Below are 13,860 nucleotides of genomic sequence, written 5' to 3' on the forward strand. Positions count from 1 at the left end.
CGGGTCTACCACCTTCGGAGCCCCCCCGGGCAACCGGCACGTGTCACCCGGCCCCCCCCCGGAAAGGGGTCCCCTGCCCGCCTGCCCTGCCGCCAGGGCTCGTCCGATGCGGCGTCTCGTTCTTTGCCGCCTGGAAAATGCCTCTGATAACCTTCGCCCGCCGCGGGAGCGCGGCCGTTCGCGACCGTCCAGCCCCCGCTGAAGGAAACCCATGAAAGTCTCCTGCCCGTCTTGCCAGACGAATTACAACATCGATGACAAGCGGATCCCGCCGGGCGGCGCGAAGCTCAAGTGCGCCCGGTGCCAGAACACCTTCCCCATCAAGGCCGAAGAGCCGGTGAGCGTGCCCGCTCCCGCCGCCATTCCGCTGCCCGGCGCCACCGCGCCCCAGGCGGATCCGTACGCCGGCTACGACGACTTCCAGCGGCCCGCGGAGTCCGAGGCCACGCGCGTCGTCGCCCTGCCCGTGCCGAGCGCGGCCTACCGCGACGTCACCGCTCCGCAGGCCATTCCGCTGCCCGGTGCCGCCGTGCCCTCCGGGGACTACTCCGATCCCGCGCAGGGCTACGACGCGAGCGCGGGCGGTGCCATCCCCCTGCCCGGCGCGAGCGATCCGTACGCGAACAACCCGTACGGCGGCGCGCAGCAGGGTGAGGCCGTGCCCCTGCCCGGAGCCTCCGACGGCTACGCGGACAACGCGGGCGGCTTCGACTACGCCGATCCGTACGCCGCCGCGCCCCAGGGCGACGCCATCGCCCTGCCGCCTCCTCCCGCCGGCAACCCCTACGGCTCGGACCCGTACGCCGCGGATCCGTATGCCGCGGACCCGTACGCCGCGGATCCGTACGCCGCCGCGCCCCAGGCGGACGCCATCGCCCTGCCGCCTCCTCCCGTCGGCGCCGAGGAGCCCTACGCGTACGCCGCCACGCCCGGGGGCGCCATCGCCATGCCGCCTCCTCCGGCCGACAACCCGTACGCCACCGGCGACTCGTTCCTGGACGAGGCCCCGCGGAACACGGCCGAGGTGGACACGTTCGCCCTGCCGCCTCCTCCCGAGGCCGATCCGTACGCCGCTGCCGGTGGCGAGGATCCGTTCGGCCTGCCTCCCGCTCCCGTCGAGCCCGAGGCGGATCCGTTCGGCCTGCCGCCCGCGCCCGAGGCCGATCCGTTCGCCGCCGGTTCCGGTGCGGACGACCCGTTCGGCCTGCCGCCCGCGCCCGAGGCCGATCCGTTCGCCATGGCGCCCGCGCCCACGCCGTCCGCGGATCCCTTCGCCGACGAGGATCCCTTCGCGCTGCCGCCCGCGCCGGCCGCCCAGGCAACGGACCTCGACTTCTCGGAGCCCGCGCCCTCCACGGTGGACGTGGGCATGGACTTCTCGGAGCCTCCGCCCGCGGCGCCCATGGCGTCCGCCGGTGCCTCCATCCCCGACGCGCTCGAGTTCGATCCTTCCGCGCCCTCCGGGGCCGGGGGAGATGACCTCGAGGCCGATCTCTCCGCGCCGCTGCCGCCGCCGCCCACCGCGGGCACGGCCGATGGCCTGGAGATGCTGAGCTTCATCGACGACGCGGCCAAGGACAACGGCGCCAACAAGGCGAAGTCCAACGTGCGCCGCTTCCACGTGCGCCGCCGCTCCGGCAAGGTCTTCGGCCCGTTCGAGGAGGGCGTCGTCGTCAAGATGCTCGAGGACGGCCAGCTCCTGGGCAACGAGGACGTCTCCAACGACGGAGAGTCCTGGACGCCCATCGGCACGGTGCCCACCTTCGCCGCGGCCATCCAGAAGCTGATGGAGGGGCCGGGGACGCCCGCCGTGGCCGCCCCCGCTCCCGCCCAGGCCGCCGCCGAGCCCGGCTCCAGGGCCAACCTCAACTCCGCCGCCAACATGGAGAAGCTGCAGCAGATGTACGGCGGCCGCATGGCGCCGGTGGCGGTGACGGACAGCACCACCAAGATGGAGATCTTCCTCGGCAAGGTGAAGCAGCGCCTGCCGCTGGTCATCTCCGGCGCGGCGGTGGTGCTGGTGCTCGGCGTGGGCTTCAGCTTCAGCGCCACGCGCTACGGCGCTTTCGGGTTGAAGAAGTTCCTCCCCACGAAGGTGAAGGACGGCAGCGCGGAGCACGCGGACGTCGAGGCCGCGCGCAAGGCGATGCTGCAGGACTCCTTCCAGGGCTACAAGCAGGCCCACACGCTGACGGCGAAGGTGCTCTCCGGGAACGAGTACCCGGAGGTGCGCGCCATCTGGTGCCAGGCCGTCTTCCACCTCCAGCGCCGCTACTCGGCCGCCAACAGCGGAGACCTGTTGCGCTGCCGCTCCGAGGAGGAGGCCGCGAGCCTGGAGCTGCTGGGTGAGAGCAACGTCGAGTACACCAAGTACCGGGTGGGCAGCTCCATCATCGCCCGGGACTACGGCACGGCCATCCAGCTCGCGAAGGACGCCTGGAGCCGCGACGCCAACCAGGGGGATGCCGAGCTGGGCCTCCTGCTCGCCGAGGCCCAGGCCGCCCAGAAGAAGGACAGCGTCGAGGCCATCGACACGCTCAACCGGGTGCTGAAGGCGCAGCCGGACCTGGCCCGGGCCCACCATGCCCTGGGCAACGTCTACCAGGCCGGTGGCAAGGCGGATGAGGCGGCCAAGGCCTACGAGGCCGCGCTCAAGGCGGACGCCACCCACCTCAGCTCCTCGGTGGAGCTGGCCGCGGTGGAGCTGCTGCTGCGCAAGGACGCGCAGAAGGGCCTCGCGGCCGCCGAGCTCGCGCTCGAGGAGAAGAGCCAGGCGCAGATGAGCGCGCCGGAGCTGTCGCGTGCCCGCACCTTCAAGGGCATCGCCCTCTTCCAGCTCGCCCGGCTCGACGACGCCGAGAAGGAGCTGCGGGCCGCGCTGGAGAAGGACTCCAACGCCCTCATCCTCAAGAACTACCTGGCGCGCGTGCTGCAGGCCCAGCGCAAGTTCGAGGACGCCCTGCCCTTCTTCGAGGCGGTGGCCAAGGCCGAGCCGCAGAACCTCGAGGCCGCGGATGGCTACATCAGCATCCTGGTGACGCTCGGGAAGATCGAGGCCGCGCAGAAGCAGGTGGAGGAGGCCGCCAAGCGCTTCAAGGACAGCGCCCGCATCGCATACCTGAACGGCCGCGTCGACGAGGCGCGCGACAGCAACACCACCGCCGAGCAGCACTACGCGCGCGCCATCAAGGCCGACGAGAAGCTCGTCGAGGCCCACGTCGCCCTGGGCCGCTTCCAGTTGCGCCAGCGCCGCAATGAGCAGGCCAAGGCCAGCTTCGAGGCGGCCGCCGCCCTCGCTCCCGAGAACGCCTGGGTGCAGCTCGGCCTGGGTGAGCTGGCGCTCGCCGAGGACGACACCGTCCGCGCCCAGGAGGCGTTCACGCGTGCCGTCACGCTCGAGGCCACCCTCGCGGATGCCCACCTCGGGCTGTCCCGCCTGGCGCTGCTCGCCGGGGACCTGGAGAAGGCCCAGCAGGAGGCGGAAACCGCGCTGCAGTTGGATCCGCACACGCTCCGGGGCGCCCGCCTGCATCGCGGCCTCGTGCTGTGGCGTCAGGGCAAGCTGGACGATGCCCTCACCGAGCTGACCGAGGCCAAGAAGGCCGAGCCCCGCTCGGTGCCCACGCTCGTCACCCTGGCCGCCGTGCAGATCGACAAGGGCCATGCCACCCCGGAAGACAAGCCGGCGGAGGCCTCCAACCACTTCAAGGAGGCCGAGGTCAACCTCACGATGGCGCTCAAGAGTGAGCCCTCCAACGCCGAGTCCAACTTCCACATGGCCATGGTGAAGACGGCCCAGGTGAAGGCCCAGGTGAAGGCGGCCCGGGCCAAGGCCATCAAGGAGAAGGCGGATCCGGAGACGGTGCCGGCCGGCGACTTCTCCCAGGCCATCGAGAGCATGAGGGCCGCGGTGGATCGCTCCCCCAAGCGGGCCGACTACCGCTACGCCTTCGGTGCCCTCTACCGGGACGCCAAGCAGCTGCCCGAGGCCATCAAGGAATGGCAGGAGGCCGTGAAGCTCGAGCCGAAGATGGCCGACGCCCACGAGGCCCTCGGTCTGGCCCACCTGGAGCGCGGCGAGTTCGACGAGGCCCTCACCGCCTTCCAGGCCACGCTCAAGGCCGAGCCCAAGCGCACCCGGGTGTTCGCCGCCATCGGCAACACGCACTTCAACGCCACGCACTGGCGGGAGGCCGTCCGCGCCTACGAGCAGGCCCTCAAGGCCGACCCGGCTCTGACCGAGGTCTTCTACAAAATCGGCCGCGCCTGGAGTGAGCAGAACCAGTACGGCAAGGCCATCGATTGGTACGTGAAGGCCACCAAGGTCGAGCCCGTCGAGCCCGAGACCTGGTACCATCTGGGCTTCGCCTACAAGGAAAAGGGCAAGAAGAAGGACGCCATCAAGGCCTTCCAGGAGTACCTGGGACGCAAGCCCGAGGCGGTGGATCGCAAGGAAGTCGAGGACGAGATCAGCTTCCTCGAGTAGTCCGCCGGACTCCCCGGGCGTCCGTTTCCGGGCGCCCGGGTGCTTCCTGCCTTGCCGGGCCCGCGCGGGGTGACTACAACCCGCCCCGCCATGTTGGATCTCAAGCACGTCGCGCAGAACTTCGATGCGGTGGTCGCCCGGTTGCAGTCCCGCGGCGGCAGCCTGGACCTCGGCCCCTTCAAGAGTCTCGTGTCGGAACGGCGCGACCTCTATGTGGCCATGGAGTCACTCTCCGCGCGCCGCAACACGGCCAACGAGGAGATGAAGCGCAAGGCCAAGGAGGATCCGGCCGCGCTCGAGTCGCTGCGCGGGGAGATGCGCGCCGTCTCCCAGACCATCAAGGAGAAGGAGGCTCGCCTCAAGGAGGTGGAGGAGGAGCTCAGCCGCATCCTGCTGCTCATCCCCAACATCCCCCACGAGTCCGTGCCCGTGGGCGGCGGCGCCGAGGACAACGTCCAGGTGCGCATCTGGGGTGAGAAGCCCAACCTGCCCTTCACGCCCAAGCAGCACTTCGAGCTGGGTGAGAAGCTGGGGATGCTGGACTTCGAGCGCGCCGCCAAGGTGTCCGGCTCGCGCTTCGCCTTCTACAAGGGAGCGCTGGCCCGGCTGGAGCGGGCCCTGGTGAGCTTCATGATCGACGTGCACACCCCCAAGGGGTACGTCGAGATGCTGCCGCCCTACCTCGTGCTGCGCGAGACGATGATGGGCACCGGCCAGCTCCCCAAGTTCGAGGACGACGCCTTCAAGACGGTGGGGGAGACCGAGCGCTTCCTCATCCCCACCGCCGAGGTGCCCGTCACCAACTATCACGCGGACGAGATTCTCGACGCGGCCGAGCTGCCCCGGAAGTACTGCGCCTTCAGCCCGTGCTTCCGCGCCGAGGCGGGCTCCGCGGGCAAGGACACCCGCGGCCTCATCCGCCAGCACCAGTTCCACAAGGTGGAGCTGGTGAAGTTCGCCACCCCGGAGTCCAGCCTCGACGAGCTGGAGAAGATGACGGACGACGCCTGCGACATCCTCCGGCGCCTGGGGCTGCACCACCGGGTGATGCTGCTGTGCACCGGGGACATGGGTTTCGGCGCTCGGAAGACCTACGACATTGAAGTTCTGGCTGCCCGGCCAGGGGACGTACCGGGAGATTTCGTCCTGCTCGGACTGCGGCGACTTCCAGGCCCGCCGGGCGAAAATCCGCTACCGGGCCCAGAAGGGGGACAAGCCCCAGCTCCTCCACACGCTCAATGGCAGTGGCCTGGCCGTGGGGCGGACGACCATCGCCCTCCTCGAGAACTACCAGCGCGAGGACGGAAGCATCGTCATCCCCGAGGTGTTGGTGCCCTACATGGGAGGCCTCAAGGAGCTCCGGCCGCTGTAGCAGGCGGTATCGGCGTGCTGTCAGCTTCCGGGGCCCCATAACGTTGTTGCAATGGGCCCCGGATGATGTAGAAGGGCGGCCCACGCAGTTCGGGTGGCCCGCGCGGCTCCAAGCAGTGGAGGAGTGGCCGAGCGGCTGAAGGCAGCGGTCTTGAAAACCGCAGGTGGCGCAAGCTTCCCGTAGGTTCGAATCCTACCTCCTCCGATGTTGTTGTTGTGGTATGCGGTTCTTTGACAGGCAAGGCAGTGGAGAGATGGCCGAGAGGCTGAAGGCACAGGTTTGCTAAACCTGCATACTCGAAAGGGTATCGAGGGTTCGAATCCCTCTCTCTCCGCCACTCATCTTGGTTGTGGTAGCGCGAAAGTGGTTGTGGTACAGAGGTCGCGGTTGTGGTAGATGCGGTGAAGGAAACGGCAAGCTCCCTTAGCTCAGCTGGATAGAGCGTCGGACTACGAATCCGAAGGCCGGAGGTTCGAATCCTCCAGGGAGCGCCACCCTTTCCCCTCATCTCATTCCCTCATGAGTCTGGACGAAGCTTTCATGCAGCAGGCGCTCGCGCTCGCGCGGGAAGCCGCTGGACTCGGGGAAGTCCCTGTCGGTGCGGTAGCCGTTCACGATGGCAAGGTCATCGGGGTTGGCTTCAATCGCAGGGAGATCGACCGGAATCCCCTGGCCCACGCGGAGATCTTCGCGCTGGACGCAGCGGCCAAGGCGTTAGGAGCGTGGCGGCTCACGGGTGTCACCCTGTATGTGACGCTGGAGCCGTGCGCGATGTGCGCCGGTGCGCTGGTTCAGTCGAGGGTCACGCGGCTGGTTTTCGGAACGATGGACCCGAAAGCCGGAGCCGTTGGTTCGCTCTACAACCTCGCCGAGGAGCCCCGGCACAACCACCGGCTCCAGGTGATGAGTGGACTATTGGCGGACGAGAGCCGTCAGATGCTGAAGGATTTCTTCGAGCGGTTGCGCGAGAAGAAACGCGACAAGTGAATATCTGGAGAGCTGGCCGAGTGGTCGAAGGCACCTGACTCGAAATCAGGCATACCGGGAACGGTATCGTAGGTTCGAATCCTACGCTCTCCGCAGAGTGTCTCATGGAGAGGTGGCCGAGTGGTTGAAGGCGCACGCCTGGAACGCGTGTATACTCGAAAGGGTATCGTGGGTTCGAATCCCACCCTCTCCGTAGTTGTTGTCACAAAGAGCTTGTGGTCGGGACAACGTGGGGACGTGAACCCCGCCAGGTCCGGAAGGAAGCAACGGTAGCGCACCTCCGCGTGTGTCCCGGCCGTTCTTGTGAAGGAGCCGAGTCTTCGAAAGAGGACTCGGCTCCTTCTTTTTTTGCCCTTCAGTCCCGCGCGAGCACCGTCTCGCGGCCCACCTGGCCCACCACCCGGAAGCCGGCCGCTTGGAGTTCCGCCAGGGCCCGGCCCTCGAAGGTGACGGCGCGGTTGAAGCGCGCATCCCTCATGGCCGCCTGGAAGCTGGCATCCCGGGGCCAGTCGCAGGTGGACCAGGGGATGTTCTTGCCGATGTAGAAGAAGCCCCCCGCCCCCCACAGGCCCTCGTTGACGATGAGCAGCCCGCGCGCGCCGTCGTCCCGGGTGGCCGCGACGATGGCGCGGAACTGGTCTCCCCGCAGGTCCCCCGGTGGGAAGAAGTGTCCCGCCAGCAGTGCGGTGGCCAGCGCGGCCGTCCCCAGGGCCCACCTCGAGCGGGCCGCCTCGCGTCCGAGCACGAGGGTGGCCAGGGCGGGAGCCGCGGCCAGCGTCAGGAGCACCAGGGCCGGGTAGAGGAAGCGCTCCTCCTTGTGGGCCGTGGTGGTGATGGCGAGCAGGTAGGCCACCGCGCAGAAGAGTGGAAGCGGGACGGCGAGCCTCCGGCGCAGGGAGGACAGTCCCTGGGGCACCACGGCCAGGAGCCAGAGGGGCAGCCCGGAGAGGAAGGGCCACAGGTAGAAGCCCGGGGGTGAAGCGCCGAACTGCCTCGCGGCCTGCCCGGAGAGGACATTGAAGTCCACGTAGGCGAAGAAGGAGTGGAAGGGCTTGCCCCACGTCGCCCAATCGAGGGCCCCCAGGCCCAGGGCGATGCCCAGTCCCCCGAGGCAGGTGAAGGCGAGCACCCGCCACCGCCGGGCAGCCGCCAGCCAGACGAGCGCCGCCAGCACCATCACCGCCGAGCCGTAGCGCGCCACCACCGCCAGTCCCAACGCGAGTCCCCCCACCAGCCCCGCTCGCACCGGGCGTCCGGGCCGGTCCAGCGCCTCCAGGGCCACCACGAGGAAGGCGGTGGAGAGGGACTCCCCCAACGTCCGGCCCGCGAAGACGAGCACCGGCCCGTAGAGACCCAGGGCGAGCAGTGCGAAGAGGCCCCCCGAGGGTCCCGCGCGGCGCTCGGCGTAGCGGTACCCGGCCCACAACATCCACCCGTGCAGCGCCACCTGCGGCACGGCGAGCAGCGCCCGGTACGCCACCGGGTGCGTGAGGCCCAACACGTCCGCCAGCCGCAACAGCCACGCGGCCACTCCGGGCATGGCCCAGTTGCGCAGGCCCACGCGCCACTCCCAGGCCAGCACCCCATAGCCGTGGGCGCGGAACCAGGCCGGCTCGAGCAACTGATACACCTCGTCCGGGTGGATGCGCCCGAGCTGCGCCACCGCGATGAGCGCGGGCAACAGCCCCACCCCGCCCAGCAGCACCACGAGCGGCCAGCGCCGCTGTCCCCCCGAGCGCGGCACCTCGGAGGCGGGGACGGCGGACGGCGGAGGACTGGAGACGGGCGCGGGAACGGTCATGAGAAGGGCCTCGCGACTCTCCCTATCCTCTCGGGGAAGCACAGGCGAGGGGCATGCGGGACACTCCGAGTGAAGCACCCGACTCCAGGCGTCCCATTCCTGGACAGCCGAAGCTGACTTCTGGGGTCAAGCAGCCACGGAGTCTCCTGCGAGAAAGGAAAGTGGTTGCATGCATGCAACCGGCGCGTTCCCGTGTTTAGACTCCCGGCCCCCATGAGCTACCTCGTTCTTGCCCGTAAATGGCGCCCGCAGACCTTCGACGACATGACCGGCCAGGAGCACGTGGTCCGGACGGTCGCCAACGCCATCAAGATGAACCGGGTGGCGCACGCCTACCTGTTCTGCGGCCCGCGAGGCGTGGGCAAGACGACCGCCGCCCGCCTGCTCGCCAAGGCCCTCAACTGTGAGCACGGCCCCACCCCGGAGCCCTGTGGCAAGTGCCAGGCGTGCACGGAGATCGCCGCGGGCACCTCGGTGGACGTGGCGGAGATCGACGGTGCCTCCAATAACGGCGTCGAGAACGTCCGGGAGATCCGCGAGAACGCCAAGTACCTGCCGCAGCGCGACCGGCACAAGATCTACATCATCGACGAGGTCCACATGCTCTCGGGAGCCGCATTCAACGCGCTCCTGAAGACGCTCGAGGAGCCGCCCGGGCACGTGAAGTTCATCTTCGCGACCACCGAGGCGCACAAGCTCCCGGACACCATCCTCTCGCGCTGCCAGCGCCACAACTTCCGCCGCATCTCCGGGAAGGTGATGCTCGAGCGGCTCAAGTACATCTGCGAGCAGGAGAAGGTGGCCATCTCGGACACCGCGCTCGCCATGGTGGTGCGTCAGTCCGAGGGCGGCATGCGCGACGCGCTCAGCCTCCTGGATCAGATCTTCTCCGCCTGTGGCGCCGAGCCCAAGGACTCGGACGTCGCCGACGCGCTGGGCACCATCGATCGCACGGTGGTGCAGGACTTCGCCGAGGCCCTGGTGCGCAAGGACGCGAAGCGCGTGCTCGAGCGCGTGGAGGAGGTCTTCAACCGCGGCACGGACCTCAAGCGCCTCACCGAGGAGCTCGCGCTGCAGCTCCGCCACCTCTTCGTCACCAAGACGCTGGGCGAGGCCCCCGCGGAGCTCGCCGAGTCCGAGCGCAACGCGCTCACCGCGCTGGCCAAGGACGCGGAGCCGGCGCAGATCTCCCGTCTCTTCGACGTGGTGCACGGGTGCGTGTGGGACGTGTCTCGCGCCGCCCATCCCCGGCTCGCGCTGGAGATGGCGCTGCTCAAGGCCATCCAACTGTCGCCGGCCGGCTCCATCCCGGAGCTGCTCGCCCGGGTGGATCGCCTCGCCTCCGGTCTCGGACCCGAGGACGCGCGCAAGGTAGCTGCTGGGGCGCCTGGAGGTCGCCCCAGTCCCGCCAACTTTCGCTCCCACTGAGCGTCCCCCAGAGCCCACCCGCTCCCCTGCCCCGCCGCCTCGCGCGCCCGAGCCCGCCGCACCTCCCGCGGCGGCGCAGGCCCCGTCGCGTCCGTGGGAGGCCCGGGCTCCAGGTCCCGCGGCGCCCTCCCCCGCTCCGGCTCCGCGCGTCCCGGCTCCTGCCCAGGCCTCCGAGCCCGCGCGGGCCGCCATGCCTCCGGCCTCGTCTCCGTTTGGCATGTCCCGCGGGGGCCCCGTGCCCGTCGCGCCGCCCCCCGCGGCTCCCGCTCCCACGCAGCCCGTGGTGCGCGTGACGAACGTGCGCCTGCCCCCGCAGCCGCCCCAGCCTCCGCCTCCCGTCGACGACGAGCGCTACTTCCCCGAGGAGGGCTCCCCCGAGGGCTGTGCCTCCGGCGAGTGCCTGCCCGACGTGCCGCCCGTTCCTCTCGCCGAGCCGGAGCCGGAACCAGAGGCCGAGTCCGTCCGGCCCTTCGACGTCCACCACGCCGCGCGGGCCGCGGCGCCCATGGCCGCTTCGGGCCGCGACAACCTCCGGCGTCCGCTCCAGGAGCGGTGGCGCGCGGCGGTGGACAGCGTGCGCGAGGCCTCCGGCCGGCACGCCAAGTCGCTCGCCTGTGGCCGCCTGCTGTGGATTCGCGAGGGCGAGGTGGCCATCGCCTACACGCCCAAGGACGGCTTCCACAAGACGACCGTGGCGGGCGGTGCTGGACGCGGCATCGTCGAGAAGGCCCTCTCCGAGCACTTCGGCCGGCCCACGAAGCTCGTGGTGCAGGACTGCGCCGAGAACGAGGCCCCGGGTCCGGGCGCGGGCCTCATCAGCATCGCCCAGGAGGACGCCCAGGAGCGCGCCGCCCACGAGAAGAGCACCGAGGGCCGGGTGCGCGGCCATCCCGCGATTCGCGCCACCCTGAAGTTCCTGGGGGGCGAGATCGAACACATCCAGATCTATGACCAGCCCGCGCGCCCGGTCGCCGCCCCGTCGAACGACCTCCCCGACGAGAGCCCCTGACAACCGGCTCGCCCGACGCTAGGGTGCGCGTTTCGCACCACACCGAGCGGTCTTCCGATGCCCGCTCGCACGCCCCACGAGGAAGCTCATGCCCGGCATCGACTTGAACTACTTCATCCGTCAGGCCAACAAGCTCACGGAGAAGATCGAACAGCGCAAGAAGGAGCTGGCCGAGGAGACCGTCGAGGCCCAGGCCGGCGACGGCCGCGTCACCGTGGTCGCCAACTGCGTGCAGGAGATCAAGAGCATCAAGATCGACAAGTCGCTCGTGGACCCCAACGACCTGGGCATGCTCGAGGACCTGGTCACCGCCGGCGTCAACGCTGCCCTGGCGAGCAGCCGTGAGAAGATGCAGCGCGAGCTCGGCAAGATCTCGGGCGGCGTGAAGATCCCCGGCATTACTTGATACCGAATGACTCCTGATCCGCTCAACCGGCTGGTCGCCCAGCTCGCGAAGCTCCCCGGCATCGGGGAGAAGACCGCGCAGCGGCTGGCGTTCCACATCCTCCGCGCCCCGGGCGAGTACGCCCAGGAGCTGTCCCAGGCCATCCGCGAGGTGAAGGAGAAGGTGCACCTGTGCGCCCGCTGCTTCTCCCTCACCGACTCGGAGCTGTGCGGCTTCTGCCGGGATCACCGGCGCGACGAGCGCACGCTGTGCGTGGTGGAGACGTTCGCGGACCTCATGGCCCTGGAGCGCACCCGCGAGTTCAAGGGGCGCTACCACGTGCTGCACGGCGTGCTCTCGCCGCTGGACGGCGTGGGCCCCGAGCAGCTGCGCATCAAGGAGCTGCTCACCCGTCTGGGAGATGGCCATGTCGAGGAGATCATCCTCGCCACCAACCCGGACGTGGAGGGCGAGGCCACCGCGCTCTACCTCACGCGGCTGCTCAAGCCGATGGGCATCCGGGTGAGCCGCATCGCCCAGGGCCTGCCCATGGGCGGCGACCTCGAGTACGCCGACCAGGCCACGCTGGCCAAGGCGCTCAGCGCCCGGCGCGAGCTGTGAGCCCTCGCGGCTACCGCGTCACGCGGTAGCCGAAGGGCAGCACCACCGTCACTTCCTTGTCCCGGTGCGGAGGGAAGCGCAGGCGCGCCACCTGCTTCTCCAGGCACTTGCCCACGGGCTTCGCCGCCAGCGGCCCCTGGGTGGCCGCGTCCGCCTTGCCCGAGGAGAAGATGGTGAAGCGCACCTGCACCTGGCCCTCGTCCGCGGGCAGCTCGCGCTTGTACTGCTCGAAGCACGACATGATGCGCGCCCGGTTGCGCGACACCACCCGTTGAATGTCCGCGGCCTCCAGCGTCACACGCTTCGCCGGAGTGCGCGCCGTCTTCGCGGCGGGTGGCTCGGCCTGTTCGGCGGGCGGAGCCTCGGTGGGCTCCGGCGCGGCGGCCAGCGCCGTCTGGGCGGGAGGCGGAGCCTCGGCGACGGCGGCCATGGCGGCTCCGGGTGCGGCGGTTTCCGGTGCCGCGGCGGGAGCGGGAGTGGGCTCCACCGGAGCCGGGGCGGAGCGGCCTGGACCACGGGCTGCGGCGCCGGCGGCGCCATCTGGCGCCCCACCACGAACGCCCCACCCGCCAGCAGCAGGCAGCTCGCCACGACGCCCACGGCGATTCCACGCCAGCGCGAGCCCCCGCCCATGGCGCCGTTCGTCCCGGGCGGAGGGGGAACGACCCCCGTCCGCGCCTCGGAGGAGACCGAGGGCATGGAGCCCGACGGCATCAACGCGGCACCGGGGATCGTCACCGGAACGGAGAGCCCGGACTCCTTCAGCGTCGTGATGGTCGGGATGCGCGTCTTCTCCGCGTAGCGCTCCTCGCCGAAGCTGCCGCGCAGGTACGAGGCCAGTGCGGAGCCCGTCGGCCGCTGGGGCTCCCGCGACAGGAGGTGCTCCAGGTCATCCGCGAACTCGGCGGCGGTGGCGTAGCGCTCGTCGGGGTCGTAGGCCATCGCCCGGAGCACCACCATCTCCAGCTCCGGGGACAGATCCGGCCGCAGCTCGCGAGGCGGCTGGAAGTCTCCGTCCAGCAGCGCGCTGAGCACCGCCAGGTTGTTGTCCCGGGCGAAGGGCCGCACGTGGGTGAGCGCCTCGTAGAGGCTCACGCCCAGCGCGAAGATGTCCGCGCGCCGGTCCACCTGGCCGCCCCGGGCCTGCTCCGGCGCCATGTAGATGTACTTGCCCTTCACCACGCCCGTGCGCGTCTGGGCCTGGCGCGACTCGTACTTGGAGATGCCGAAGTCCAGCACCTTCACCTGGCCCTCGTACGTCACGTACAGATTCGAGGGCGAGATGTCGCGGTGGACGATGTTCAGCCGCCGGCCCGACTCGTCGGAGAAGTCGTGGGCGTAGTGCAGGCCGCGCGCCGCGTCCGCGAGCACGCGCATCACCAGCGGCACCGGCACGTACTCGCCCCGGAAGCTCGCCGTGCGCACCGTGGTGGAGAAGTCCTCCCCCGCGAGGTACTCCATGCAGATGTAGTAGCACCCGTCCGTGAAGCCCAGGTCCTGGATCTGCACGATGTTGGGGTGCGACAGCTTCGCCGCCAGCCGGGCCTCGTCGCGGAACATCTCCACGAACTCGGGGATGCCCGACAGGGAGGAGAGCATCCGCTTGATGACGACATTGCGCTCGAAGCCGTCCGCGCCGAGCCGCTTGGCGAGGAAGATCTCCGCCATGCCGCCCTCGGCCAGCTTGCGCACCAGCACGTACTGGCCATAGGCCCGGAGCTGGGTCTCGGGGCTCCCTCCAACTACCTTTCCGGCATCGGGGGTCGTCATG

General features: G+C 70.0%; 7 protein-coding genes, 5 tRNA genes, 1 other RNA gene and 2 pseudogenes. 13 read left to right on the plus strand and 2 right to left on the minus strand.

All coding sequences use genetic code 11. The features are described 5' to 3' along the window. Positions 1–211: 211 nt before the first annotated feature. From ACN28I_RS17170 to ffs, 9 genes and pseudogenes are all read left to right on the plus strand, one after another. On the plus strand, positions 212–4,486 hold the full coding sequence (locus ACN28I_RS17170; protein ID WP_420943081.1) for a tetratricopeptide repeat protein: 4,275 nt from the start codon (positions 212–214) through the stop codon (positions 4,484–4,486). Positions 4,487–4,576: 90 nt separating this feature from the next. Then, positions 4,577–5,858, plus strand: a pseudogene (serS, locus tag ACN28I_RS17175) (serine--tRNA ligase). 117 nt (positions 5,859–5,975) lie between these two features. Further along, positions 5,976–6,062, plus strand: a tRNA-Ser gene (locus ACN28I_RS17180). A gap of 43 nt (positions 6,063–6,105) precedes the next feature. After that, positions 6,106–6,195: transfer RNA gene (locus ACN28I_RS17185), tRNA-Ser, on the plus strand. Between the two features lie 80 nt (positions 6,196–6,275). Then, a tRNA-Arg gene (locus ACN28I_RS17190) sits at positions 6,276–6,352 on the plus strand. A 25-nt stretch (positions 6,353–6,377) separates the two neighbouring features. Further along, positions 6,378–6,845: a tRNA adenosine(34) deaminase TadA gene (gene tadA, locus ACN28I_RS17195; RefSeq protein WP_420943082.1), complete on the plus strand. Its 468-nt coding sequence runs from the start codon at positions 6,378–6,380 to the stop codon at positions 6,843–6,845. Positions 6,846–6,851: 6 nt separating this feature from the next. Continuing rightward, positions 6,852–6,938: transfer RNA gene (locus tag ACN28I_RS17200), tRNA-Ser, on the plus strand. Between the two features lie 13 nt (positions 6,939–6,951). Then, positions 6,952–7,038 (plus strand) — tRNA-Ser (locus tag ACN28I_RS17205). Positions 7,039–7,059: 21 nt separating this feature from the next. Next, positions 7,060–7,148, plus strand: an RNA gene (gene ffs / locus ACN28I_RS17210) — signal recognition particle sRNA small type. 52 nt (positions 7,149–7,200) lie between these two features. On the opposite strand, the gene ACN28I_RS17215 is transcribed toward ffs, so the two are convergent. Further along, the gene (locus ACN28I_RS17215) at positions 7,201–8,646 is read right to left on the minus strand and encodes a mannosyltransferase (protein ID WP_420943083.1); all 1,446 of its coding nucleotides are present in this window, start codon (positions 8,644–8,646) and stop codon (positions 7,201–7,203) included. Between the two features lie 213 nt (positions 8,647–8,859). Here ACN28I_RS17215 and dnaX point away from each other — a divergent pair, with 213 nt between their 5' ends. The 4 genes from dnaX to recR all read left to right on the plus strand — a co-directional run bounded on the left by dnaX (position 8,860) and on the right by recR (position 12,089). Then, positions 8,860–10,074: a DNA polymerase III subunit gamma/tau gene (dnaX, locus tag ACN28I_RS17220; RefSeq protein ID WP_420943084.1), complete on the plus strand. Its 1,215-nt coding sequence runs from the start codon at positions 8,860–8,862 to the stop codon at positions 10,072–10,074. Positions 10,075–10,309: 235 nt separating this feature from the next. Then, a complete protein-coding gene (locus ACN28I_RS17225; protein ID WP_420943085.1) occupies positions 10,310–11,083 on the plus strand; it encodes a DNA polymerase III subunit gamma/tau in 774 nt (257 codons plus the stop codon). Between the two features lie 88 nt (positions 11,084–11,171). After that, positions 11,172–11,489 carry a YbaB/EbfC family nucleoid-associated protein gene (locus tag ACN28I_RS17230; RefSeq protein ID WP_047856133.1) on the plus strand — a complete coding sequence of 106 codons (318 nt, stop codon included), beginning with the start codon at positions 11,172–11,174 and terminating at the stop codon, positions 11,487–11,489. Positions 11,490–11,495: 6 nt separating this feature from the next. Next, the gene (gene recR / locus ACN28I_RS17235; RefSeq protein WP_420943086.1) at positions 11,496–12,089 is read left to right on the plus strand and encodes a recombination mediator RecR; all 594 of its coding nucleotides are present in this window, start codon (positions 11,496–11,498) and stop codon (positions 12,087–12,089) included. A gap of 10 nt (positions 12,090–12,099) precedes the next feature. Here recR and ACN28I_RS17240 read toward each other — a convergent pair. Further along, positions 12,100–13,859 (minus strand): annotated as a pseudogene (locus ACN28I_RS17240) (protein kinase domain-containing protein). Position 13,860 lies beyond the last annotated feature (1 nt).

This window comes from Archangium gephyra (assembly GCF_049060025.1).
GTDB classification, from domain to species: domain Bacteria; phylum Myxococcota; class Myxococcia; order Myxococcales; family Myxococcaceae; genus Archangium; species Archangium gephyra_A.